Below are 24,029 nucleotides of genomic sequence, written 5' to 3' on the forward strand. Positions count from 1 at the left end.
CTGGATCTGATCTGTCGAGGGGCGCAACTGGCGATTCGCAGTCGTCCCTAGCGATGGATGTTCAGCCTATTGCACAAGGGCGAACCCTGTGCGGACGCGTGGAGCGTGGCTACTTGATCGTGGCGGCCGTGATCGTCGTCGCCACCTTGGGCGAGCCGTCGGTCTCGCTGTTGACGGCAGTCAGGCCCTTGTCGGTGATGTCCTTCTCCATCGACGACAGGCCGCTGGTGACCTTGCCGACGACGGTGTAGCCGCCGGTCGAGCCGTCGAGCACGGTCGAGCCGTAGACGATGAAGAACTGCGTGGCCTGCGAGTACGGGTCGGTCGAGCGCGCCATCGCGATGACGCCCGTGTCGTACGTGTTGTCGGCGGGCACGTTCTCCAGAGGTCCGAACGCGAACCCGGCGTCGCCCGAACCGTCCGCCTTGGAGGCGCCGCACTGCAGGAACTTGGCCGTCGCCGCGTTGCTCATCCGCCAGCAGTGCGTGCCCTCGTAGAAGTCCTTCTCGATCAGCGTGATGAGCACCGACGCCGCCTGAGGGGCCTTCGTGCCGTCGAGCTCGATCCCGAGCTCGACGTCGCCGTTCAGCGTCATCGAGCCGGTCCAGGTGCGGCTCTTGGCCACCAGCTTCGAGGGGACGTCGCCGGTGTTCGTGCCGGCGGCCGCCGTCGACGACGCCGTCGGCGTGGCGCTGGCCGAGGCCGTCGCCGAAGGCTTCGGGTCGAAGCCGCCGTTGGCGTAGACGATCTGCGTGCCGGTGCCCAGGGCGCCGATCACGACGACCGCGATGATGGCCGAGAGGTTGTCGCGGAAGCGCCGCTTGACCTGGTGCTGGTGGACCTTCTGCCGAGCCGTGTACCGCCGGAGCCTCTCGCGTGCTTCGCGGCCGTCGTTCTTGCTCGGTGTCACGGGGGGGTCCTCCAGTAGGGCATCGGCTCTCAGCCTGAACTGTAACGGAGGGGCTCATCGGCCGCCTCCGGCACGCGTGCGCCGCCTCAGACTGTCGGAGGTCCGGTCTACCATGAAGCCCTATGACACCGCTTCCCACGAGCCAGGCCGTCCGGTCGAGCTCGACGCCTCTCGCCGTGCGGATGCGCCCGACGAGCCTCGACGAAGTGGCCGGTCAGAAGCACCTCCTGCGGCCGGGGTCTCCGCTCATCAAGCTCGCCTCCGACACCAGCGGGGCGTCCGGTGCCGTGTCCGTCATCCTCTGGGGCCCGCCCGGCACCGGCAAGACGACGCTCGCCCAGGCGGTCGCGCACAGCTCCGGCCGCCAGTTCGTCGAGCTCTCGGCCGTGACCGCGGGCGTGAAAGACGTCCGCGCCGTGATGGAGAAGGCCCTGGCGAACCGCGACCTCTACGGCACGACGACGGTCCTCTTCCTCGACGAGATCCACCGCTTCACCAAGGCCCAGCAGGACACCCTGCTGCCCGGCGTCGAGAACGGCTGGATCATCCTGATCGCCGCGACGACCGAGAACCCGTCGTTCTCCGTCATCACGCCCCTGCTCTCGCGATCTCTGCTGCTCACACTCGAGCAGCTCAGCGACGACGACCTCGGCGAGCTCGTCACCCGGGCCGTCCACGACCAGCGCGGCCTCGCCGACACGGTCGAGCTCGACGACGAGGCCCTCGCGATGATCGTGCGGCTCGCCTCGGGCGACGCACGCCGCGCCCTCACCGCGCTCGAGGCGTCGGCGCAGTCGGCGTGGGCCCTCAGCGACATCGCGCGCCTGACGGCGGGGGAGGGCGACGACGACGACGCCGAGCTGCTCGACGAGGTCGACGACGTCGACGGCGACGCAGTTCCTGCGCCCGACGCCTCCACGCGGGCCGTCATCACGGCCGAGCTGGTCGCGCAGTCGGTCGACCGCGCCCTGCTCCGCTACGACCGCAACGGCGACGAGCACTACGACGTCATCTCGGCGTTCATCAAGTCGGTGCGGGGCAGCGATGTCGACGCGGCACTGCACTACCTGGCGCGGATGATCGAGGCCGGCGAAGACCCGCGCTTCATCGCCCGACGCATCATCGTCTCGGCCGCCGAAGACATCGGGATGGCCGACCCGCAGGCCCTCGTCATCGCCATGGCCGCAGCCGACGCCGTGCAGATGATCGGCATGCCCGAGGGGCGGATCCCTCTGGCCGAGGCAGTGGTCTACCTCGCCACCGCGCCGAAGTCGAACCGGTCGTACCTCGGCATCGACCAGGCCATCGCCGACGTCCGGGCGGGCAAGGCCGGTCGCGTGCCGAAGCACCTCCGCGACGCGCACTACCCGGGCGCCAAGCGGCTCGGGCACGGCAAGGGCTACAAGTACGCCCACGACTACGACTTCGGTGTGGCCGAGCAGCAGTACCTCCCCGACGAGCTCGTCGGCACCACGTACTACGACCCGACGGTCAACGGCAATGAGCGCGATGTTGCGGCGCGGCTCGAGAAACTGCGGCGTATCACCAGAGGTGATCAGTAGGCACAGGACGCGGGGTGAATACAGGACCAGAGGCGATCAGCAGGCACAGGACCAGAGGTGATCAGTAGGCACAGGACGCGGGGTGATCAGTAGGCACAGGACGCGGGTGAATGACGTTCGCCCGCGTCGGTCGTGTAGTCTTTACAGGTTGCCCTTTTCGGCATCATCCATCTCTTGTTGTGCCGACCGGCGCTCGCGCGCCTGATCGACGCTCCATTTCGACAAGATCAGTGAGGAACACCTGTGTCCACCAAGTCCCGCACCCGCTCCAAGACGCGCCTCTCGCGCGCCCTGGGCATCGCACTCACCCCGAAGGCCGCCCGCTACCTCGAGAAGCGTCCGTACGCTCCCGGCGAGCACGGCCGCACCAAGCGCAAGACCGACAGCGACTACGCCGTCCGTCTGCGCGAGAAGCAGCGTCTGCGCGCCCAGTACGGCATCCGCGAGGCCCAGCTCAAGATCATCTTCGAAGAGGCCCGCAAGGCCAAGGGCCTGACCGGTGAGAACCTGGTCGAGCTGCTCGAAGAGCGTCTCGACGCCCTGGTCCTGCGCTCCGGCTTCGCCCGCACCACGGCCCAGGCCCGCCAAATGGTCGTGCACCGTCACATCCTGGTCGACGGCAAGCTCGTCGACCGTCCCTCCTTCCGCGTGAAGCCGGGCCAGATGATCCACGTCAAGCCGAAGTCCGAGTCGATGGAGCCCTTCCAGGTCGCCGCCGCCGGTGGACACCTCGACGTGCTCCCCAAGGTCCCGGGCTACCTCGAGGTCGAGATCGACAAGCTCCAGGCGAAGCTCGTGCGTCGCCCGAAGCGCGCCGAGGTCCCCGTGACCTGCGAAGTCCAGCTCGTCGTCGAGTACTACGCCGCCCGCTAAGCAGCCAGCGAGGAAGAACGACCAGAGAGGGAGCAGTCCGCCACGCGCGGCCTGCTCCCTTTCTGCATCTCGGTAGGATTGACGGCAGTTCACAGAAGGAGATCTCCCCGTGAAGTTCCTGTTCACCCTCGGCGTCGGCACCGGCCTCGGCTTCGTGCTCGCCCACCTCGTCAACCAGACGGCGAGCGGCCGCCGGTTCTTCACCGGGCTCGACAGCCGCCTCCAGGCCTTCACGACGGCCGTCGTCGACGGGTACACCACCCGCGACGCCGAGCTGCGCGACCAGGCGTAGCCCTCGTCCGCCGCTCCGCACTCCTTCCCCTCCCGATCTGAAAGACGCCCATGCAGACCGCTGAAATCCGCAACCGCTGGCTGAAGTTCTTCGGCGACCGCGGCCACACCGTCGTGCCGTCCGCGTCGCTCGTCAGCGACGACCCGAGCCTCCTCTTCGTCGTCGCCGGCATGGTGCCGTTCATCCCGTTCATGACGGGGCTCATCCCGGCGCCGTACCCGCGCGCCACCAGCGTGCAGAAGGTCATCCGCACCAACGACATCGAAGAGGTCGGCAAGACGCCGCGCCACGGCACGTTCTTCCAGATGAACGGCAACTTCTCGTTCGGCGACTACTTCAAAGAGCAGGCGATCACCTACGCGTGGGAGCTCCTCACCGGCAGCGAGGCCGACGGCGCACTCGGCTTCGATCCGAACGACCTCTGGGTCACCGTCTACAAAGACGACGACGAGGCCATCGAGCTCTGGAAGCGCATCGCGGGCCTGCCCGACGAGCGGATCCAGCGCCTCGACAAAGACACGAACTACTGGCACACCGGCCAGCCCGGACCCGCGGGCCCGTGCTCCGAGATCTTCTTCGACCGCGGCCCGGCCTACGGCATCGATGGCGGCCCCGCCACCGACGACGACCGCTACGTCGAGATCTGGAACCTCGTGTTCATGCAGTACCAGATCGAGAACGTCACCTCGAAGGTCGACTTCGACATCGTCCGCGAGCTGCCCAACAAGAACATCGACACCGGCATGGGCCTCGAGCGTGTCGCGTTCCTCAAGCAGGGCGTCGACAACATGTACGAGATCGACGAGGTGCGCCCTGTCCTCGACAAGGCGGCCGAGCTCTCGGGTCGCACCTACGGCGCCGACCACGACGACGACGTCCGCATGCGCGTGATCGCCGATCACGTGCGCTCGGCGCTCATGCTGATGAGCGACGGCCTCACCCCGTCGAACGAGGGCCGCGGCTACATCCTGCGTCGTCTGCTCCGCCGCAGCATCCGGTCGATCCGCCTTCTCGGCGTCGAGGGCCCGAGCTTCGCCGAGCTGTTCGCGGTCTCGCGCGACGCGATGAAGGCCTCGTACCCCGAGGTCGAGCGCGACTACGACCGCATCTCGCGTCTGGCTCTCGCCGAAGAAGAGACGTTCCTCCGCACGCTCGCGGCCGGCACGCAGATCCTCGACGGCGCGGTCGACGAGACCAAGGCGGCGTCGAAGAACGAGCTCCGCGGCGACACCGCGTTCCTGCTCCACGACACGTTCGGCTTCCCGATCGACCTGACCCTCGAGATCGCCGAAGAGGCGGGACTCACCGTCGACCGCGCGGCGTTCGATTCTCTGATGCAGGATCAGCGGTCGCGCGCGAAGGCCGACGCGAAGTCGCGCAAGACCGCCCTCGCCGATCTCAGCGTCTACTCCGCCTTCCGCGCGCACGGCGAGACGACCTTCACCGGCTACGACTTCCTCAACACCGAGTCGACCATCCTGGGCATCATCGTGGGCGGCGAGTCGGTCATCAAGGCGGTCGCCGGCGACATCGCCGAGGTGATCCTCGCCGAGACCTCGCTGTACGCCGAGTCGGGCGGCCAGGACGCCGACGAGGGCTCGATCGTCGGCAACGGCTTCGACCTCGAGGTGCTCGACGTGCAGAAGCCCGTCAAGGGCCTCATCAGCCACCGAGTGCAGGTGCGCTCGGGCGAGGTCGGCGTGGGCGACGCGGCGACCAGCGTCGTCGACCCGACCTACCGCCGCGGCGCCACGCAGGCGCACTCGGCGACCCACCTGATCCACGCGGCCCTCCGCGAGGTGCTCGGGCCGGAGGCCCACCAGGCGGGATCGTACAACAAGGCCGGCTACATGCGGCTCGACTTCAACTGGTCGAACCCGCTGTCCGTCGACACCCGCACCGAGATCGAAGACATCGCGAACTCGAAGATCCGAGACGACCTCGAGGTCACCACCCGCATCCTCCCGCTCGACGAGGCGCGCGCGGCCGGCGCCATGGCCCTGTTCGGCGAGAAGTACGGCGACGAGGTGCGCATGGTCGACATCGGCGGCCCCTGGTCGCGCGAGCTCTGCGCCGGTACGCATGTGTCGCACTCGTCGCAGATCGGCCTCATCAACCTGGTCGGCGAATCGTCGATCGGCTCGACGAACCGCCGCGTCGAATCGCTGGTCGGTGTCGACGCGTTCCGCGACTTCGCCACCGAGCGCGCACTCGTGAACCAGCTCACCTCGTCGCTCAAGACGCCGCGCGAGCAGCTTCCCGACCGCATCGCCGACCTGACGCAGAGTCTCAAGGCGGCTGAGAAGAAGATCGCCGAGTTCGAGGCGAAGGCGCTGCAGACCCGCGTGCCCGCGCTGGTCGGCGCGGCCGCCCCGGTCGGTTCGCTGACCGTGGTCGCCGAGAGCATCGGCGCCGTGGGCTCGAGCGACGACCTGCGGTCGCTGGCGATGTCGGTTCGCGACCGCCTGGGCCAGGGCTCGACCTCGGTCGTGGCCCTCGCCGCCGACGTCGCGGGCAAGCCCGCGGTGATCGTCGCGACCACGGCCGGCGCACGAGAGGCCGGCGCCAAGGCGGGTCAGCTCGCCCGCACCGCCGCCGGGATCCTCGGCGGAGGCGGCGGCGGCAAAGACGACCTGGCGCAGGGCGGCGGCTCCGACGTCGCCGCAATCCCAGCGGCGCTCACGGCCATCGTCGACGCGCTCCGCAGCTGATCCGTTGACACCGTTCGACACCGCCGACGAAGGCGGCCGAGCCGGCTTCCGCAGGGGAGTCCGGCTCGGCGTCGATGTCGGCAAGGTCCGGATCGGCGTGGCACGCACCGACCCCGACGCCCTGATCGCCACCCCGGTCGAGACGGTCGCCCGTTCCGGCGACACCGGCGCCGACCTGGCGACGATCCTCGGCCACGCGACCGAGCTCGGCGCCGTCGAGATCATCGTCGGGCTGCCGCTGTCGCTCTCGGGCGGCGACACGGCGTCGACCGGCGACGCCCGCGGCTTCGCCGCCCGGCTCGCGGCCGCGACCGGCCTTCCCGTGAGGATGGTCGACGAGCGGCTCTCCACCGTGACCGCCCAGAGCGCTCTCCGCGCGTCGGGCCGATCCGCCAAGAAGCAGCGCTCCGTGGTCGATCAGGTGGCCGCCGTTATAATCGTGCAGCACGCCATCGACCTCGAACGATCGAGCGGACGTCCACCGGGCACCCTCGTCACGAGCGACGCAGACCCCGACGAGAGACGGTAATCCGTGGCAGACGAACCCTCCTGGGACGAGATCTTCACCGGCAGCGTCCGGACGGACGAATCGGGCAAGCCCAACGGCTCCGGCACGCCGGGCGCAGCGGCCGATCGCGGCGAGGACGCGCGACGCGACCCGCGGGCCCCCGGGGCGCAGGGCGGCTCCGCGACGGGGTCGGGGTCGGGCGGCGGTTCCGCAGTTCCTGCGCCGCCGATGTCACGGCGTCAGCTGCGCGAGCAGCGCGAAGAGGAGGAGCGACGACGAGGTCGCTCGGCCAAGCCCGCCCGGCCCGCTCGGGTCGAGGCGACGGCCGTCGGTGCAGCACCGGCTGCGGCGCCCTCTGAGGCCGCTCCTGCCACGGCCGCTTCGAAGGCGCAGCGGACCAAGCCGACCAGGCCGCCGCGTGTCTCGCGCTGGCGCAAGCCCGGCACCTGGATCCTGATCGGCGTGCTCGTCGTCGTGCTCGGCGGCGGCACCTACGGGGTCACGACCCTCTACAAGCAGCTCCAGCCGATGGTGGCCTCGCTCGTCGGCGGCAAGCCCAGCGACGACTACACCGGCTCCGGCGACGGCACGAAGGTGGAGTTCACGATCGTGTCGGGCGACATCGGCTCGACGATCGCGTCCAAGCTGGCGAAGGCGGGCATCACCAAGTCGGCCGAGGCGCCCTACAAGCTGCTGCTGGCCGATACCGAGATCTCCTTTCAGCCCGGCACGTACTCGATGTTCAAGGAGATGAGCGCGCAGTCGGCCATCGACCGGCTGCAGAGCGACAAGGCCCGCATCACGACGAAGCTCGTGATTCCCGAGGGCACCTCGCTCAACGGCATCATCGGCCTCATGGCGAGCGCCACGAAGATCCCCTCGGCGAAGATCAAGGCCGCCGCGGCCGACTACAAGTCGTTCGGGCTGCCGTCGAACGCGAGGAGCCTCGAGGGCTACCTCTTCCCGGCGACCTACGAGCTCGAGCCGAACAAGACGGCGCACGCGTACCTGCAAGACATGGTCGACACGATGGAGACCCACCTCACGGACGCCGGGGTGCCGAAGTCGAAGTGGGAGCACACGATCATCTTCGCGTCGCTGATCCAGCGCGAGGCCGGCCTCGCCGCCGACTTCCCGAAGGTGGCGCGGGTGTTCCAGAACCGCATCGACCAGGGAATGCTCCTGCAGTCCGACGCCACCGTGGCCTATGGTGCGGGCAGCACCGACCGCGTCACGACGACCGACGCCGAGCGCGCCGACGCGAGTAACAAGTACAACACCTACGTGCACAAGGGGCTGCCGGTCGGCCCGATCTCGAACCCCGGCGACATCGCGATCCAGGCCGCCGTGAAGCCTGCCACCGGCTCGTGGCTGTACTTCGTGACCGTGAACCTCGACACCGGCGAGACGGTGTTCTCGAACACCTACGCGGAGCATCAGCAGGCGGTCGCGAAGTTCCAGTCGTGGCTGCGGGCGCACCCGGACTACCAGTAGCACGTGGCCGTCAGCCAAGGACTTTCGCGGAGGCCATCCTTCGTGAGGCGCGCGACACGCCGCCGAGTCCTTGCCAGCGCTGCACGGGAGGCCGTGAATCCTTCGCCAGCGACGACGCATCCTTGCCTACGGACGACGACCACGGTACGGACGGAAGAACTCCCGCAGCTCCCGCGCGTACAGCTCCGGCTCCTCGAACGGCGCGAAGTGCCCGCCGCGCGGCATCTCGCTGACGCGCACGAGCTCGGTCGTGCGCTCGAGCCAGGCCCGGGGCGGCGTCACCAGGTCGGCGGGGAAGAGCGCGAACCCCGACGGCGTCTCGACGCGTCGCTCGGCCTGCTCTGCAGGGATCGCCGCGTTGGCGCTGTACATCCGCATGGCCGAGCCGATCGTGTTGGTCAGCCAGTAGATCGTCACGTTCGTCAGCATCTCGTCTCGGGTGAAGCTCGACTCGACGTCGCCGTGGCAGTCGCTCCAGGCGCGGAGCTTCTCGACTATCCAGGCCAGCAGCCCGACGGGCGAGTCGGCGAGACCCACGGCGGCCGTCTGCGGCTTCGTGCGGTGCATGGCCGCATAGGCGCCTTCGCGATCCCTCCACGAGTCGGCAGCGCGCAGGAACTCGCGCTCCTCCTCCGACAACTCCGAGCGATCGCCCGTGAAGGTCGGCATACCCGCGTCGATCCGGTGGACGGCCGACACGCGCGTCGGATGGTCGAGCGCCAGGTAGCGCACGACGCCGCTGCCGATGTCGCCGCCCGCCGCGCCGAACGTCTCGTACCCGAGCCACGTCATCAGATCGGCGTAGAGGCCTGCCACGTCGACGGTCGACAGCGGATCGCCGACGGGTGCGGGGGAGTAGCCGTACCCGGGCATGTCGGGCACGACGACATCGAACGCGTCGGCGGGATCGCCGCCGTGGGCCCCGGGATCGGTCAGGAGGTCGATCACCTTCGAGTAGCGCCAGAAGGAGTCGGGCCAGCCGTGGGCGAGCAGCAGCGGATAGCCCGAGGCGCCGGCGCGAGCGTGCACGACGTGGAGGTCGTGGCCGCCGACCTTGACGCGGACGTGCGGCAGCGTGTTCAGCGCCGCCTCGTGCTCTGACCAGTCGAAGCCGTCGGCCCAGTACGCGGCGAGGTCGCGGAGGTACTCGACGTCGGCGCCGAGCCCCCAGCCCGGCCCCGACCCGGCGTCGGGCCACCGCGCGGAGCGCAGACGCGCGCGGAGGTCGTCGAGCGCGGCGGGGTCGGTCGTGAGCGTGAACGGAGTGACGGTCATGGGCGCACGCTACGCCCGGCCACCGACACCGGACGACGCCGCGTCCTCGACCACGGACACGGCCCCGGTAGAATCGACGCCATGCTTCGTTGGTTGACCGCCGGTGAGTCTCACGGCCCCGAATTGATCGCTGTCCTCGAAGGACTCCCGGCCGGTGTGCCGGTGTTCGCCGAAGACATCCAGGCCGACCTCGCCCGTCGCAAGCTCGGCTACGGCCGGGGCTCGCGCATGAAGTTCGAGCAAGACGAGCTGCACATCTCGGGCGGGGTCATCCACGGCCGCAGCATCGGCAGCCCGATCGCCGTGCGGGTGGGCAACACCGAGTGGCCCAAGTGGGAAGAGGTCATGAACCCGGCCCCCGTCGAGGTGAGCGAGGCGTCCCGCGGTCGCAGCGCACCCCTGACCCGTCCGCGCCCCGGGCACGCCGACCTCGTCGGCATGCAGAAGTACGGCTTCGACTCGGCCCGCCCGATCCTCGAGCGCGCCAGCGCCCGCGAGACCGCGGCCCGCGTCGCCCTGGGCGCCGTCGCCAAGTCGTTCCTCGCCGAGCTCGGGATCGAGCTCGTCAGCCACACGCTCGCCATCGGCCCCGTGCGCGTGCCCGAGGGGCGCGCCCTGCCGACGCTCGACGACCTCGAGGCGCTCGACGCCGATCCGCTGCGCTGCTTCGACGCCGAGACCAGCGCGGCGATGGTCGCCGAGGTGGACGACGCGAAGAAGTCCGGCGACACGCTGGGCGGCGTCGTCGAGGTCCTCGCCTACAACCTCCCTCCGGGCCTCGGCTCGCACGTGCAGTGGGACCGCCGGCTCGACTCGCTCCTCGCTGCCGCTCTCATGGGCATCCAGGCGATCAAGGGAGTGGAGGTCGGCGACGGCTTCCTGACCACGACGCGCCGCGGCTCCGAGGCGCACGACGAGCTGTTCCAGACGGCTCAGGGCATCTCGCGCGACACCGACCGCGCCGGCGGCGTCGAGGGCGGGATGTCGACGGGCACCGTGCTGCGCGTCCGCGCCGGCATGAAGCCGATCGCGACCGTGCCGCACGCCCTCGCGACGGTGGATGTCGCGACCGGCGAGACCGCCAGCGCGCACCACCAGCGCTCGGACGTCTGCGCAGTTCCTGCGTCCGGGGTCGTCGCCGAGGCGATGGTGGCGCTGGTGCTCTCGAACGCGATCCTCGAGAAGTTCGGGGGCGACTCGATCGACGAGACGAGCCGCAACCTGACGAACTACCTCGACGCGATCCCGCCTCTGCTGACGACGACGAGCGCGCCCGTCGCGCACGAGCCGGCCGACAGCGAAGCCGACTCCGCCGCGCCGCAGCTCTGATGCACCCTGAGCTCGACCGGCCGGTGGTCATCATCGGCCCGATGGGCGCGGGCAAGACCAGTGTGGGCAAGCGCGTGGCCAAGGCGCTCGGCGCGACGTTCATCGACACCGACAAGGCGATCGTGCGCGAGCACGGTCCGATCCCTCTCCTGTTCGCGACGCTCGGAGAGCCCGCGTTCCGCGCGATCGAGCGAGACGCCGTGGCGGCGGCCCTCGGTTCGCCTGCTGTCGTCTCGCTCGGCGGAGGCGCCGTGCTCGACGACTCGACGCGCGATCGCCTCGGCGGCCACCGAGTCGTGCTGCTCACCGTCACCCCTGAGGCCGTCGAGAGCCGCATCTCGGGCTCGGACCGCCCCCTGCTCCACCACGACGGGATCGCCGCGTGGAAGGCCATCGCCGCCGAGCGCGCACCGATCTACGCGGCTCTCGCCGACATCACCCTCGACACCTCGCACCGGCCCCTCTCGCATGTCGTCGACGACATCGTCTCGTGGGTTCGGACCGCGGGGCCCCAGAAAGAAGACTCATGAGCGACCAGCACGCCGAAGGCATCCCCACCACCGTCATCCCCGTCGGCGGCACGTCGCCCTACGAGGTCCGGGTGGGCCGCGGCGTCGTCGCCGAGCTGCCCGACCTGCTGGGCCCCCAGACGAAGAAGGTCCTGATCGTGCACGCGCCCCCGCTCGGCGCCAAGGCCGAGACTCTGCGCGCCAGCCTGATCGAGCGCGGCTACGAGGCCCTCATCGCCGAGGTGCCCGACGCCGAGGCCGGCAAGCGGGTCGAGGTCGCGGCCTTCTGCTGGCAAATCCTCGGGCAGTCCGACTTCACGCGCACCGACGCCGTCGTCGGCCTCGGCGGGGGAGCGACGACCGACCTCGCCGGCTTCGTGGCCGCCACCTGGCTCCGCGGCGTGCAGCTGGTCCAGATCCCGACGACGGTCCTCGGCATGGTCGACGCGTCCGTCGGCGGCAAGACGGGCATCAACACCGCCGAGGGCAAGAACCTCGTCGGCTCGTTCTACGCGCCCGTGGGCGTCCTGGCCGACCTCGACATGCTCGACGGACTCAGCCGCAACGAGATCCTCGCCGGGTTCGCCGAGATCGTGAAGGCCGGCTTCATCGCCGAGCCAGAGATCCTCGACATCGTCGAGGCCGACGTCGACCGCGTGATCGACCCGACGACGCCGGAGTTCCGTCGCGTCGTCGAGCTCGCCATCGCCCTCAAGGCGCGGGTCGTCGGCGAGGACTTCAAGGAGGCCGGCCTCCGCGAGATCCTGAACTACGGCCACACGCTGGGCCACGCCATCGAGCACGCCGAGCGATACCAGTGGCGCCACGGCGCGGCCGTCTCGGTCGGCATGGTCTTCGTCGCCGAGCTCTCCCGCCTCGCCGGCCGGCTCTCCGACGAGGTCGTCGACCGCCACCGCTCGATCCTCACGTCGCTCGGCCTGCCGATCAGCTACCCCGCCGGCCGCTGGCAGACGCTGCTCGCCACCATGCAGCGCGACAAGAAGGCCCGCGCCGGCCACCTGCGCTTCATCGTCCTCGACGACATCGCTCGCCCCACCGTGCTCGAGGCGCCCGACGCCAGCCTCCTCTTCGCCGCGTATCAGGAGATCGGCTCCTAGCCTCGCAGCGCACGGGCGCAGGAACCTCCTTGCGGCCCACCCTCAGGCGGCGGCTCGCCCCCACCGGAACATCCGCCCGGCGTAGACCGCGACGAGCGCCGCCTGCCCGAGCGCGAACAGCGCGACGGCAGTGCCGACCGACACCGGCCAGGCGCCCGACAACGCGGCGACCATCGCAGCGGCGAAGACCAGGACGCCGACGACGGCCACCACCCGCAGCCCGACGCCCGGCAGAGGCCGCAGCCGCCCCCGCAGCACCACCGCGTAGAACGCGAGGAACCAGGCCAGCGCGCCGCACGCCACGCCGACGTTGATCAGCGGGTCGACGCCGCGAAGGACGGTCAGCCCGGCGACGACGCCGGCGAACAGCACGACCTCCGTCGCCCAGAGCCCGATGGCGAACGCGCGCGTGTCGGTGTTCGTCGGCCCGAACGAGACGAGGTCGCTGTGGTCGGGGTGCGGGCCGGGCATGCCCGCAGACTACCCGGGCGGCCTACGATGAGCGCCATGCCGCCCACAGCCCCCGAATCCGATCTCACCGGCTGGGCCGCGGCCCCGTTCACCGGCGGCGGCCTGACCTACGACTGCTACGAGAAGGGCTCCGGCCCCGGCGTCGTCCTCATCCCGGAGGCGCCGGGAATGACACCCGAGGTGCTCGGGCTCGCCGACCACCTCGTCGACCAGGGCTTCACCGTCGTGATCCCGTCGCCCTTCGGCGAGCCCGGGCACGCCCCGACGATCGGCTACACGCTCCGCACCGTCGTCCGGCTCTGCGTCGCCGCCGAGTTCCGCGCCTTCGCCATCGGCGCTCATCGCCCGATCACCGACTTCCTGCGCGCAGTCGCCGCCGATCTGGCAGCCCGCACGCCCGGCACCGGCGTCGGCGTGATCGGCATGTGCTTCACCGGCGGCTTCGCCCTCGCCGCGGCCGTCGACGACTCCGTCAGCGCGTCGGTGCTCAGCCAGCCGTCGGTCCCCTTCCCGATCTCGAAGGCCAGGGCGCAGGATCCCGGCCTCTCTCCGACGGAGCTCGACCGCGTCGCCGCTCGCGCCGACGCCGGCGAGCTCTGCGCCCTCGGGCTGCGGTTCAGTGCGGACCGCGCCTCCCAGCCGGCCCGCTTCGCGACCCTGAAGAGCCGCCTCGGCGACGCCTTCGAGGTCATCCAGCTCGACTCGTCGCCGGGCAACGAGTGGGGGTTCGCCCGCACGGCGCACTCGGTGCTCACCCACGAGGTGCGCGACGAGAAGGGCCACCCCGCGCTCGAGGCCCGGAGCCGGGTGGTCGAGTTCCTGCGCTCCCGGCTCTCGCGTTAGGCGTCGGGTAGAGTGGTCGCTGGCTTCACCGCCCCGTGCCCTCGTGCACCCGCTCCCTCTTCATATCGATCCTCAAAGGACGTCCCAGCATGGCCACTACCAACGACATCAAGAACGGCGCCGTTCTCAACCTGGACGGCCAGCTCTGGAACATCATCGAGTTCCAGCACGTCAAGCCGGGCAAGGGCGGCGCGTTCGTCCGCACCAAGATGAAGAACGTGATGAGCGGGAAGGTCGTCGACAAGACCTTCAACGCCGGCACCAAGGTCGACTTCGCCAACGTCGACCGCCGCGAGTACCAGTACCTCTACGCCGAGGCCGACGGCTACGTGTTCATGGACACCACCGACTACGACCAGATCAACGTGCCCGCCACGATCGTCGGCGACGCCAAGAACTTCATGCTCGAGAACCAGAACGTGCAGATGGCCCTCCACGACGGCAACCCGCTCTACATCGAGCTGCCCGCCTCGGTCGTGCTCGAGGTCACCTACACCGAGCCCGGCCTGCAGGGCGACCGCTCGACCGGCGGCACCAAGCCCGCCACCGTCGAGACCGGCTACGAGATCCAGGTGCCGCTGTTCCTCGAGACCGGCACCAAGGTCAAGGTCGACACGCGCGACGGCAGCTACCTCGGCCGCGTCAACGACTAGTCGATGAGCGCCCGGACCAAAGCCCGAAAACGAGCACTCGACGTCCTGTACGTCGCCGACATCCGCCAGATCTCGATCGACGATGCGCTCGTCCAAGAGACCCAGCGGGCCATGGACACCCCCGAGCGCAAGTCGAGCTGGGCGTACGCCCGCGACATCGTGCAGGGCGTGATCGAGAACCGCCCCGAGATCGACGAGCTGATCGAGACGTACTCGCAGGGCTGGACCCTGTCGCGCATGCCCACGATCGACCGTGCCATCCTGCGCATCGGCATCTGGGAGCTCACGCACAACGACGAGATCCCGAACGCGGTGGCGATCTCGGAGGCCGTCGAGATGGCTCAGAGCCTGTCGACCGACGACTCGGCCAGCTTCGTGAACGGCCTGCTGGCGCGGATCTCCTCGACCACGGCGTCCTGAGCCTCAGACCGCGAGGGCGCAGGGCTGCTCCTTGATAGGCGCAGGATCGGGCAGCACCCCCGACGGGGTCCGGCCCGTTCCTGCGCCTTCACCCTGTGTTCGGCCGTCATTTAAATTGTGTGCAACCAAGTTGTGCGCAACGTGCTAGGTTGACTTCATGACCACGGCGACCCCGCTTCTCGACGAGCAGATCTGCTTCGCGCTCTACAGCGCGTCGCGTGCTCTGACGAGCCGGTACCGCGAGCTGCTCGAGCCGCTCGGGGTGACCTACCCCCAGTACCTCGCGCTGCTCGTGCTGTGGGAGGACGGCCCTGTGACCGTCGGCCACCTCGGCGATCGACTGCAGCTCGACTCGGGCACGCTGTCGCCGCTGCTCCGTCGGCTCCAGGCTGCGGGCTTCGTCACGCGTACTCGCACCGAGGGCGACGAGCGCGTCGTCGAGGTCGCTCTGACCGCGTCCGGCGAAGCGCTCCGTTCGAAGACCGCACCCATCCAGGCCGGCATCTGCGAGGCCACGGGCCTCGGCCCCGACGATCTCGTGGCACTGCAGAAGCAGATCGCCTCGGTCGCCGCGCACGTGCGCGCCGCCTGAGCACCCCAGAACCACTACGACCCCACCCCAACCGAAGGAGACACCATGCCCACTCGCACCGCACGCACCGCCTGGAACGGAACGCTCGAAGAAGGCTCCGGCCAGGTCGAGCTCAGCTCGTCGAAGGTCGGCACCTACGACGTGTCGTTCCCGAAGCGCGCCGCTGAGGACGCCGACGGCACCACCAGCCCCGAAGAGCTGATCGCCGCGGCCCACTCGGCCTGCTACGCCATGCAGTTCTCGGCGATCCTCGGTGCCGCCGGAGGCACCATCGAGGCGCTCGACGTCAAGGCCGACGTCTCGCTCGGCCCGGACTCGTCCGACGGCGGCTTCAAGCTCACCGGCATCAAGCTCACCGTCCGCGGCGAGGTCACCGGCATCGACGCCGAGCAGTTCGCGAAGGCCGCCGCCGACGCGAAGGCCGGCTGCCCCGTGTCGAAGGCGCTCACCGGCGTCGAGATCACCCTGGACGCCCAGCTCGAGGCTTAAGGCTGCATCGTTCCACCACCGTTCCGCGGTTCACCCCGCGTTCCAGCACCGGCCCTGAGCCGCGGCATTGCGCCGGTGCCGGAACGCGGGGTTTTCGCATGTAGGCTCGGAACACCACCTTTAACGCCGTCCAGAGAGACGGAGAAGGGAGGCCCGTTGAGCACCCGAACCGTGCTGAGCCAGGCTGACATCCACCGGGCGCTGACCCGCATCGCCCACGAGATCCTCGAGGGCAACAGGGGCGCCGACGACCTCGTCGTGATGGGCATCCCCACTCGGGGCGTCCTCCTCGCCGACCGGATCGGCGACGCGCTCCGGGCCATCAGCGGCCAAGCGGTCCCCGTCGGCGCCGTCGATGCGACGCTGTTCCGCGACGACCTGCGCCGCCAGCCGACCCGAGCGCCGCGCCCGACGACCGTCCCCGACGGCGGCATCGACGGCAAGACGGTCGTGCTCGTCGACGACGTTCTCTACTCGGGCCGCACGATCCGCGCCGCCCTCGACGCACTCAGCGCCATCGGCCGACCCCGCGTCGTGCGCCTGGCCGTGCTCGTCGACCGCGGTCACCGCGAGCTGCCGATCCGCGCCGACTACGTGGGCAAGAACCTGCCGACGTCGACCTCCGAGCGCATCTTCGTGCGCCTCGACGGCATCGACGACGCCGAAGAAGTGGCGATCGAGGGGGGCGACCGGTGAAGCACCTCCTGAGCACCGCCGACCTCGGGCTCGACGAGGCCATCCGCATCCTCGACATCGCCGAGGACATGGCCGACGTCTCGACCCGCGAGGTCCGCAAGCTTCCGACGCTGCGGGGCATCACGGTCGTCAACCTCTTCTTCGAGGACTCCACCCGCACCCGCATCTCGTTCGAGGCCGCCGCCAAGCGCCTGAGCGCCGACGTCATCAACTTCTCGGCCAAGGGCTCGAGCGTGTCGAAGGGCGAGTCGCTCAAAGACACCGCGCAGACCCTGGCCGCCATGGGCGCCGACGGCATCGTGATCCGGCATCCCGCCTCGGGTGCGCCGCGTGTGCTCGCCCACTCGGGCTGGGTCGAAGCCGGGGTGGTCAACGCCGGCGACGGCACGCACGAGCACCCCACGCAGGCCCTCCTCGACGCGTTCACCATGCGCCGCCGCTTCCACGGTGCCGCTGCGCGGGGCAGAGACCTCGCAGGAACCCGGGTCCTCATCGTCGGCGACGTCCTGCACTCGAGGGTGGCTCGCTCGAACGCGTGGCTCCTCAAGACGCTGGGTGCGGAGGTCACGTTCGTGGCTCCGCCGACGCTCCTGCCCAACGGCGTCGCGGCCTTCGGGGTCGACGTGTACTACGACCTCGACGAGGCGCTCGCCCGGGTGCAGCCCGACGTCGTGATGATGCTGCGCATCCAGCAGGAGCGCATGAACGCGGCGTTCTTCCCGAACGGCCGCGAGTACGCGCGCTCCTGGGGACTCTCGGCCACCCGCCTGCACGGCCTCCCGGAGCGCACCCTCGTGATGCACCCCGGCCCCATGAACCGCGGCCTCGAGATCAGCGACGAGGCGGCCGACTCGCCGCGCTCGACCGTGCTCGAGCAGGTCACGAACGGCGTGTCCGTGCGCATGGCCGTGCTGTACCTGACGCTGGCCGCCGGCGAGACGAACTGAGAGAGACGACCATGAGCACCACCGACCACATCCTCAAGGGCGCCACCCTCAGCGACGGCCGCACCACCGACATCCTGATCGGCGGGGGCGTCGTCAAGGCGCTCGGCACGAACCTCACCGAGGCCGCCGCGACCGTCATCGACTCCGACGGCCTCCTGGCCCTGCCCGGCCTCGTCGACCTCCACACGCACCTCCGCGAGCCCGGCTTCGAGGGCAGCGAGACCGTCCTGACCGGCTCGCGCGCCGCTGCCAAGGGCGGCTTCACGGCCGTCAACGCCATGGCGAACTCGTCGCCCGTCGCCGATACCGCAGGCGTCGTCGAGCAGGTGCAGGCGCTCGGCGACCGCGCCGGCTTCGTCACGGTCCGCCCGATCGGCGCCGTGTCGCAGGGCCTCGCCGGCACGCACCTCTCCGAGATCGGCGCGATGGCGAACTCGCGCGCCCGGGTCCGCGTCTTCTCGGACGACGGCTCCTGCGTCGCCGACCCGCTGCTCATGCGCCGCGCCCTCGAGTACATCAAGGGCTTCGGGGGAGTGCTCGCCCAGCACGCCCAGGAGCCGCGCCTGACCGAGGGCGCCCAGATGAACGAGGGCGAGCTCAGCGCCACTCTCGGGCTCGGCGGCTGGCCTGCCGTGGCCGAGGAGGCCATCATCGCCCGCGACGTCCTGCTCGCCGACCACGTCGGCGCCCGCCTGCACATCTGCCACGTGTCGACCGCCGGCAGCGTCGAGGTCGTCCGCTGGGCGAAGTCGCGCGGCTTCGAGGTCACGGCCGAGGTCACGCCGCACCACCTGCTGCTCACCGAAGACCTCGTCTCGACGTACGACGCCCGCTACAAGGTGAATCCGCCGCTGCGCCGCTCCGAAGACGTCGAGGCGCTGCGGTCGGCCCTCGCCGACGGCACCATCGACATCGTCGCGACCGACCACGCCCCCCACACGATGGAGGCCAAGTCGTGCGAGTGGGACAACGCCGCGAACGGCATGGTCGGCCTCGAGTCCGCGCTCAGCGTCGTGCAGAAGACGATGGTCGACACCGGCCTCATCGACTGGACCGACGTGGAGCGCGTGCTCTCGGCCGCTCCGGCGCGGATCGGACAGGTCGCCGGGCACGGGATTCCGATCGGCGTGGGATCGCCGGCCGAGATCACGCTCTACGATCGAAGTGTGACCAGCATTTTCTCGGTAGACGACCTCGCCGGCAAGAGCATCAACTCGCCCTACCTCGAGCGCGAGCTCCCGGGCCGGGTCGTGGCGACCTTCCACGCCGGCTACGCGACCGTCCTCGACGGCGCCGTGCTCGACTCCGACCTCGTCGCCGCGAACGCGTCGGCCGCCCAGACGGCCGCCAAGTGATCCGCTGGCTGATCGGCGCAGGGTTCCTCCTGCTCTTCGTGGCCTTCTTCCTGCTCATGAGGGCGGGATGGAAGGGTCGGGGCCGTCGGCAGGCGGGGATCACCGCGCCGACGCTCGCGCCGCAGTTCCTGCTGTCCGAATCCGCGCTCCAGGCCGCGACGGCGGTGAGCGACCTCTTCTACGTCGCCACCACCAAGGCCGCCGACCGCCTCGATCGGATCGTCGTCGGCGGCCTCGGCTTCCGCGGGCGCGCCATCGTGTTGGTGCACTCCCAGGGGGTCGTGCTCGACATCGCGGGCTCTGAAGCTGTGCTGATCGCCGCCGCCGACCTCCGGGACGTCGGCCGCTCGACCTGGACCATCGACCGCGTCGTCGAGACCGACGGCCTGATCCGACTCGGGTGGCGCCTCGGCGACCTCGACGTCGACACCTACCTCCGCAGCGACGAGCCCGACGAGCTCCTCGCCGCCATCCGAACCATGCTTGCCGCGCAGGCCACCGACACCACTCAGGAGAAGACCCAGTGACAGACGCCTCCCTCGCCGAAAGGGCCGTGCTGGTCCTCGAAGACGGAAGCCGCTTCGTCGGCCGCCCGTACGGCGCCACCGGTCGCACCCTGGGCGAAGCCGTCTTCGCCACCGGCATGACGGGCTACCAGGAGACCCTCACCGACCCGTCGTACGCCGGACAGATAGTCGTCATGACGGCGCCCCACATCGGCAACACCGGCGTGAACGACGAAGACCCCGAGTCGAGCCGCATCTGGGTGGCCGGCTACGTGGTCCGCGACGCCAGCCGCGTCGTCTCGAACTTCCGCGCCCAGGGCAGCCTCGACGACCAGCTGGTCGACGACGGCATCGTCGGCATCCGCGGGGTCGACACCCGCGCGATCACGCGCCGCCTGCGCGACACCGGCTCGATGAAGGCCGGCATCTTCTCGGGCGCCGACTACGCCCTCGGCGACGACGAGCAGCTCGCCGCCGTGCGCGAGGGCCGCGACATGCGCGGCCTCAACCTCTCGAGCGAGGTCTCGACCAGGGAGCGCTACGACCTGCCCGCCGAGGGCGAGCGCATCGGCTCGGTCGCCGTGCTCGACCTGGGGGTCAAGACCTCGACTCTCCGCTACCTCGCTCAGCGCGGCTTCGACGTGATCGTGCTGCCCCAGTCGGTCACCGCCGACGAGCTCCGCGCCATCGCGCCCGATGCGCTCTTCTACTCCAACGGCCCCGGCGACCCCGCGGCCTCCGACGCGCAGGTCGAGCTGCTGCAGGGCGCCCTCCGCGACGGCCTCCCGTTCTTCGGCATCTGCTTCGGCAACCAGCTGCTCGGCCGCGCGCTCGGGTTCGGCACCTACAAGCTGCCCTTCGGCCATCGCGGCATCAACCAGCCGGTCTGGGACAAGACGACCGGCACCGTCGAGATCACCAGCCAGAACCACGGCTTCGCGGTCGACGCGCCCATCGACGGCGTGCTCGAGTCGCCGGCCGGCTTCGGCCGCGTCGAGGTCAGCCACTTCTCGCTGAACGATCAGGTCGTCGAGGGCCTCCGCGCCCTCGACATCCCCGCCTTCTCGGTGCAGTACCACCCGGAGGCGGCCTCCGGCCCCCACGACAGCAACCACCTCTTCGACCGGTTCCGCGAACTGGTCGTCTCGCGAAACCAGGACGCCAACTAATGCCCAAGCGCACAGACATCAACTCCGTCCTCGTCATCGGCTCCGGCCCGATCGTCATCGGCCAGGCGGCCGAGTTCGACTACTCCGGCACGCAGGCCTGCCGCGTCCTCCGCGAGGAGGGCGTCCGCGTCATCCTGGTCAACCCGAACCCGGCGACCATCATGACCGACCCCGACTTCGCCGACGCGACCTACATCGAGCCGATCACCTCCGAGGTGCTCGAGTCGATCATCATCAAGGAGCGCCCCGACGCCGTCCTGCCGACCCTCGGCGGCCAGACCGCCCTCAACGCGGCGATCGCGCTCGACGAGGCCGGCATCCTCGAGAAGCACGGCGTCGAGCTCATCGGCGCGAAGGTCGAGGCCATCCAGAAGGGCGAGGACCGCCAGATCTTCAAGGAGCTCGTGCTCGAATCGGGCGCCGACGTCGCCCGCTCGCACATCGTGCACCGCCTCGACGAGGCCCTGGCCGCGGCCGACGATCTCGGCTACCCGCTCGTGGTCCGCCCCTCCTTCACGATGGGCGGCCTCGGCTCGGGCTTCGCGCACACGCCCCAGGAGCTCACCCGGATGGTGACCGACGGGCTGCATTCCAGCCCCACCACCGAGGTGCTGCTCGAGGAGAGCATCACCGGCTGGAAGGAGTACGAGCTCGAGCTCATGCGCGACACGGCCGACAACACCGTCGTCATCTGCTCCATCGAGAACTTCGACCCGGTCGGCGTCCACACGGGCGACTCGATCACCGTCGCGCCGGCGCTGACCCTGACCGACCGCGAGTACCAGAAGCTCCGCGACATCGGCATCGACATCATCCGCCGCGTCGGCGTCGACACCGGCGGCTGCAACATCCAGTTCGCGATCGACCCGGCCGACGGCCGCATCATCGTGATCGAGATGAACCCGCGTGTGTCGCGCTCGTCGGCCCTGGCATCGAAGGCCACCGGCTTCCCGATCGCCAAGATCGCCGCGAAGCTGGCCATCGGCTACCGCCTCGACGAGATCCAGAACGACATCACGAAGGTCACGCCCGCGTCGTTCGAGCCCACGCTCGACTACGTCGTCGTCAAGGTGCCGCGCTTCGCCTTCGAGAAGTTCCCCGCCGCCGACACGACGCTCACCACGACGATGAAGAGCGTCGGCGAGGCGATGGCCATCGGCCGCAACTTCACGCAGGCGCTGCAGAAGTCGCTCCGCTCGCTCGAGAAGCGCGGATCCAGCTTCCACTGGGTCGGCGAGACCGGCGACGTCGACGAGCTCCTCGAGCTCGCCAGCGTCCCCACCGACGGCCGCATCGTCACCGTCCAGCAGGCCCTCCGCGCCGGCGCGACGGCCGAGCAGGTCTTCGACGCGACCAAGATCGACCCCTGGTTCATCGACCAGATCGTGCTGATCAACGAGGTCGCCGAGCGCATCCGCACCGCGTCCGAGCTCGACTACGACACCATGGCCGAGGCGAAGGACCACGGCTTCAGCGACGCGCAGATCGCCCAGATCCGCGGCCGCCTGGAGCACGACATCCGCGACCACCGCCACTACCTGGGCCTGCGCCCGGTGTTCAAGACGGTCGACACCTGCGCCGGCGAGTTCCCTGCACTCACGCCCTACCACTACTCGTCGTACGACTTCGAGACCGAGGTGATCCCGAGCGACCGCCGCAAGGTGATCATCCTGGGCTCCGGCCCGAACCGCATCGGCCAGGGCGTCGAGTTCGACTACTCGTGCGTCCACGCCTCGTTCGCCCTGTCGGACGCCGGGTTCGAGACGATCATGATCAACTGCAACCCCGAGACGGTCTCGACCGACTACGACACCAGCGACCGGCTCTACTTCGAGCCCCTCACGCTCGAGGACGTCCTCGAGATCGTCCACGCCGAGAGCCAGGCGGGCGAGCTGGTGGGCGTCGTCGTGCAGCTCGGCGGCCAGACCGCCCTCGGCCTCGCCCAGGGCCTCGCCGCCGCGGGCGTCCCCATTCTCGGCACCAGCCCGGACGCGATCGACTCCGCCGAGGAGCGCGGCCTGTTCTCGCAGATCCTCGAGCAGGGCGGCCTCCTCGCCCCGCGCAACGGCACCGGGGTCGACTTCGAATCGGCCGTGGCCGTCGCCGACGAGATCGGGTACCCCGTGCTCGTCCGCCCGTCGTACGTGCTCGGCGGCCGCGGCATGGAGATCGTCTACTCGGCCGACCTGCTCGCCGACTACTTCGAGCGCACCCGCGACGAGGTCGTCATCGGCCCCGGCCAGCCGCTGCTGGTCGACCGCTTCCTGGACGACGCCGTCGAGATCGACGTCGACGCGCTCTACGACGGCACCGAGCTCTACATCGGCGGCATCATGGAGCACATCGAGGAGGCCGGCATCCACTCCGGCGACTCCAGCTGCACCCTGCCGCCGGTCACGCTCGGCAAGGGCGAGATCGACCGCGTGCGCGAGGCGACCCTGAAGATCGCCGAGGGCGTGGGCGTCTCGGGCCTGCTCAACGTCCAGTTCGCGATCGCCGCGGGCGTCCTCTACGTGCTCGAGGCCAACCCGCGCGCCAGCCGCACGGTGCCCTTCGTCTCGAAGGCGCTGGGCATCCCGCTCGCCAAGGCCGCATCGCGGATCATGGTCGGCGCCTCCATCCGCTCGCTCGTCGAGGAGGGCCTGCTGCCCGTCCAGGACGGCAGCGACGTGCCGCTCGACTCGCCGATCTCGGTGAAGGAGGCCGTCCTGCCCTTCAAGCGCTTCCGCACGAAGGAGGGCCAGGTCGTCGACAGCGTGCTCAGCCCCGAGATGCGCTCCACCGGCGAGGTCATGGGCATCGACCGCGACTTCCCGCTGGCCTTCGCGAAGAGCCAGACGGCCGCGTACGGCGGGCTGCCCACCTCGGGCGTCGTCTTCGTGAGCGTCGCCGACCGCGACAAGCGCGCGATCGTCCTCCCCGTCCTGCGCCTCCAGCAGCTCGGCTTCGAGATCACGGCGACCGAGGGCACCGCGACGGTCCTGATCCGCAACGGCATCCAGACCCGCATCGTCGGCAAGTACTCCGAGGGCGGCGAGTCGGTCGTCGACCTGATCAACCGCGACGAGGTCGACATCGTGATCAACACGCCGTCGGGTTCGTCCGGCCGCGCCGACGGCTACGAGATCCGCGCCGCCACGGTGGCCGCCGACAAGGCCCTGTTCACGACGATGGCGCAGCTCGCTGCAGCCGTGGCCTCGATCGAGTCGATCCACACCGGCTACACGGTCACCAGCCTCCAAGACTATGCAGTTGAGCGCGCCGACAACCTCGCGAAGGCCCAGGCGAAGGCCGGAGCCCTGTGACG

General features: G+C 70.0%; 23 protein-coding genes. 20 read left to right on the top strand and 3 right to left on the bottom strand.

What is annotated here, in order from left to right; translation table 11 throughout:
- Positions 1-109: 109 nt before the first annotated feature.
- Entirely contained in the window at positions 110-910 is an 801-nt protein-coding gene (locus tag AC07TY_RS03100; RefSeq protein WP_494784302.1) for a peptidylprolyl isomerase, read from the bottom strand.
- A 122-nt stretch (positions 911-1,032) separates the two neighbouring features.
- Here AC07TY_RS03100 and AC07TY_RS03105 point away from each other — a divergent pair, with 122 nt between their 5' ends.
- The 6 genes from AC07TY_RS03105 to mltG all read left to right on the top strand — a co-directional run bounded on the left by AC07TY_RS03105 (position 1,033) and on the right by mltG (position 8,350).
- Positions 1,033-2,472, top strand: coding sequence for a replication-associated recombination protein A (locus tag AC07TY_RS03105; RefSeq protein WP_494784303.1), 1,440 nt, complete (start codon positions 1,033-1,035; stop codon positions 2,470-2,472).
- 243 nt (positions 2,473-2,715) lie between these two features.
- Positions 2,716-3,345, top strand: a complete 630-nt coding sequence (rpsD, locus tag AC07TY_RS03110; RefSeq protein ID WP_123504611.1) for a 30S ribosomal protein S4 — start codon at positions 2,716-2,718, stop codon at positions 3,343-3,345.
- A 109-nt stretch (positions 3,346-3,454) separates the two neighbouring features.
- The gene (locus tag AC07TY_RS03115) at positions 3,455-3,637 is read left to right on the top strand and encodes a hypothetical protein (RefSeq protein ID WP_123504610.1); all 183 of its coding nucleotides are present in this window, start codon (positions 3,455-3,457) and stop codon (positions 3,635-3,637) included.
- A 50-nt stretch (positions 3,638-3,687) separates the two neighbouring features.
- A complete protein-coding gene (gene alaS, locus AC07TY_RS03120) occupies positions 3,688-6,348 on the top strand; it encodes an alanine--tRNA ligase (RefSeq protein WP_494784304.1) in 2,661 nt (886 codons plus the stop codon).
- 4 nt (positions 6,349-6,352) lie between these two features.
- Positions 6,353-6,877: a Holliday junction resolvase RuvX gene (gene ruvX, locus AC07TY_RS03125; RefSeq protein ID WP_494784305.1), complete on the top strand. Its 525-nt coding sequence runs from the start codon at positions 6,353-6,355 to the stop codon at positions 6,875-6,877.
- Between the two features lie 3 nt (positions 6,878-6,880).
- Positions 6,881-8,350 carry an endolytic transglycosylase MltG gene (gene mltG / locus AC07TY_RS03130; protein ID WP_494784306.1) on the top strand — a complete coding sequence of 490 codons (1,470 nt, stop codon included), beginning with the start codon at positions 6,881-6,883 and terminating at the stop codon, positions 8,348-8,350.
- 126 nt (positions 8,351-8,476) lie between these two features.
- Here the strand turns inward: mltG and AC07TY_RS03135 are convergent, their stop codons facing one another.
- Positions 8,477-9,625, bottom strand: coding sequence for an epoxide hydrolase family protein (locus tag AC07TY_RS03135; RefSeq protein ID WP_494784307.1), 1,149 nt, complete (start codon positions 9,623-9,625; stop codon positions 8,477-8,479).
- Positions 9,626-9,706: 81 nt separating this feature from the next.
- On the opposite strand from AC07TY_RS03135, the gene aroC reads away from it, so the two are divergent.
- Genes aroC through aroB form a run of 3 tightly spaced genes read left to right on the top strand, consistent with a single transcriptional unit; the run spans position 9,707 to position 12,581 of the window.
- A complete protein-coding gene (gene aroC / locus AC07TY_RS03140) occupies positions 9,707-10,954 on the top strand; it encodes a chorismate synthase (RefSeq protein WP_494784308.1) in 1,248 nt (415 codons plus the stop codon).
- Positions 10,954-11,484 carry a shikimate kinase gene (locus tag AC07TY_RS03145; protein WP_494784309.1) on the top strand — a complete coding sequence of 177 codons (531 nt, stop codon included), beginning with the start codon at positions 10,954-10,956 and terminating at the stop codon, positions 11,482-11,484. Before aroC ends, AC07TY_RS03145 begins: the two co-directional genes overlap by 1 nt.
- Complete coding sequence (aroB, locus tag AC07TY_RS03150; RefSeq protein ID WP_494784310.1) at positions 11,481-12,581, top strand: 3-dehydroquinate synthase; 1,101 nt, start codon at positions 11,481-11,483, stop codon at positions 12,579-12,581. The genes AC07TY_RS03145 and aroB overlap by 4 nt, the downstream gene beginning before the upstream one ends.
- A 42-nt stretch (positions 12,582-12,623) precedes the next feature.
- Here aroB and AC07TY_RS03155 read toward each other — a convergent pair whose 3' ends face one another.
- Positions 12,624-13,052 (bottom strand): hypothetical protein, encoded by a 429-nt coding sequence (locus AC07TY_RS03155; protein WP_494784311.1) that lies wholly within the window; start codon positions 13,050-13,052, stop codon positions 12,624-12,626.
- 36 nt (positions 13,053-13,088) lie between these two features.
- Here AC07TY_RS03155 and AC07TY_RS03160 point away from each other — a divergent pair, with 36 nt between their 5' ends.
- From AC07TY_RS03160 to carB, 11 genes are all read left to right on the top strand, one after another.
- Positions 13,089-13,895, top strand: coding sequence for a dienelactone hydrolase family protein (locus tag AC07TY_RS03160; RefSeq protein ID WP_123504602.1), 807 nt, complete (start codon positions 13,089-13,091; stop codon positions 13,893-13,895).
- 89 nt (positions 13,896-13,984) lie between these two features.
- A complete protein-coding gene (gene efp, locus AC07TY_RS03165; protein WP_488626265.1) occupies positions 13,985-14,548 on the top strand; it encodes an elongation factor P in 564 nt (187 codons plus the stop codon).
- A gap of 3 nt (positions 14,549-14,551) precedes the next feature.
- On the top strand, positions 14,552-14,968 hold the full coding sequence (gene nusB / locus AC07TY_RS03170) for a transcription antitermination factor NusB (protein ID WP_123504601.1): 417 nt from the start codon (positions 14,552-14,554) through the stop codon (positions 14,966-14,968).
- Between the two features lie 157 nt (positions 14,969-15,125).
- Complete coding sequence (locus AC07TY_RS03175) at positions 15,126-15,560, top strand: MarR family winged helix-turn-helix transcriptional regulator (RefSeq protein WP_494784312.1); 435 nt, start codon at positions 15,126-15,128, stop codon at positions 15,558-15,560.
- Between the two features lie 45 nt (positions 15,561-15,605).
- Positions 15,606-16,049, top strand: coding sequence for an OsmC family peroxiredoxin (locus AC07TY_RS03180; protein WP_123504599.1), 444 nt, complete (start codon positions 15,606-15,608; stop codon positions 16,047-16,049).
- Positions 16,050-16,205: 156 nt separating this feature from the next.
- A complete protein-coding gene (pyrR, locus tag AC07TY_RS03185; protein WP_123504598.1) occupies positions 16,206-16,745 on the top strand; it encodes a bifunctional pyr operon transcriptional regulator/uracil phosphoribosyltransferase PyrR in 540 nt (179 codons plus the stop codon).
- The gene (locus tag AC07TY_RS03190) at positions 16,742-17,692 is read left to right on the top strand and encodes an aspartate carbamoyltransferase catalytic subunit (protein ID WP_123504597.1); all 951 of its coding nucleotides are present in this window, start codon (positions 16,742-16,744) and stop codon (positions 17,690-17,692) included. The genes pyrR and AC07TY_RS03190 overlap by 4 nt, the downstream gene beginning before the upstream one ends.
- Positions 17,693-17,703: 11 nt before the next feature.
- Positions 17,704-19,047 carry a dihydroorotase gene (locus AC07TY_RS03195; protein ID WP_494784313.1) on the top strand — a complete coding sequence of 448 codons (1,344 nt, stop codon included), beginning with the start codon at positions 17,704-17,706 and terminating at the stop codon, positions 19,045-19,047.
- Positions 19,044-19,574, top strand: coding sequence for a PH-like domain-containing protein (locus AC07TY_RS03200; RefSeq protein WP_494784314.1), 531 nt, complete (start codon positions 19,044-19,046; stop codon positions 19,572-19,574). Before AC07TY_RS03195 ends, AC07TY_RS03200 begins: the two co-directional genes overlap by 4 nt.
- Complete coding sequence (gene carA, locus AC07TY_RS03205) at positions 19,571-20,722, top strand: glutamine-hydrolyzing carbamoyl-phosphate synthase small subunit (protein ID WP_123504594.1); 1,152 nt, start codon at positions 19,571-19,573, stop codon at positions 20,720-20,722. The genes AC07TY_RS03200 and carA overlap by 4 nt, the downstream gene beginning before the upstream one ends.
- Positions 20,722-24,027, top strand: a complete 3,306-nt coding sequence (gene carB / locus AC07TY_RS03210) for a carbamoyl-phosphate synthase large subunit (RefSeq protein WP_494784315.1) — start codon at positions 20,722-20,724, stop codon at positions 24,025-24,027. The genes carA and carB overlap by 1 nt, the downstream gene beginning before the upstream one ends.
- Positions 24,028-24,029 lie beyond the last annotated feature (2 nt).

This window comes from Frondihabitans sp. GW821-FHT04F02 (assembly GCF_059420045.1).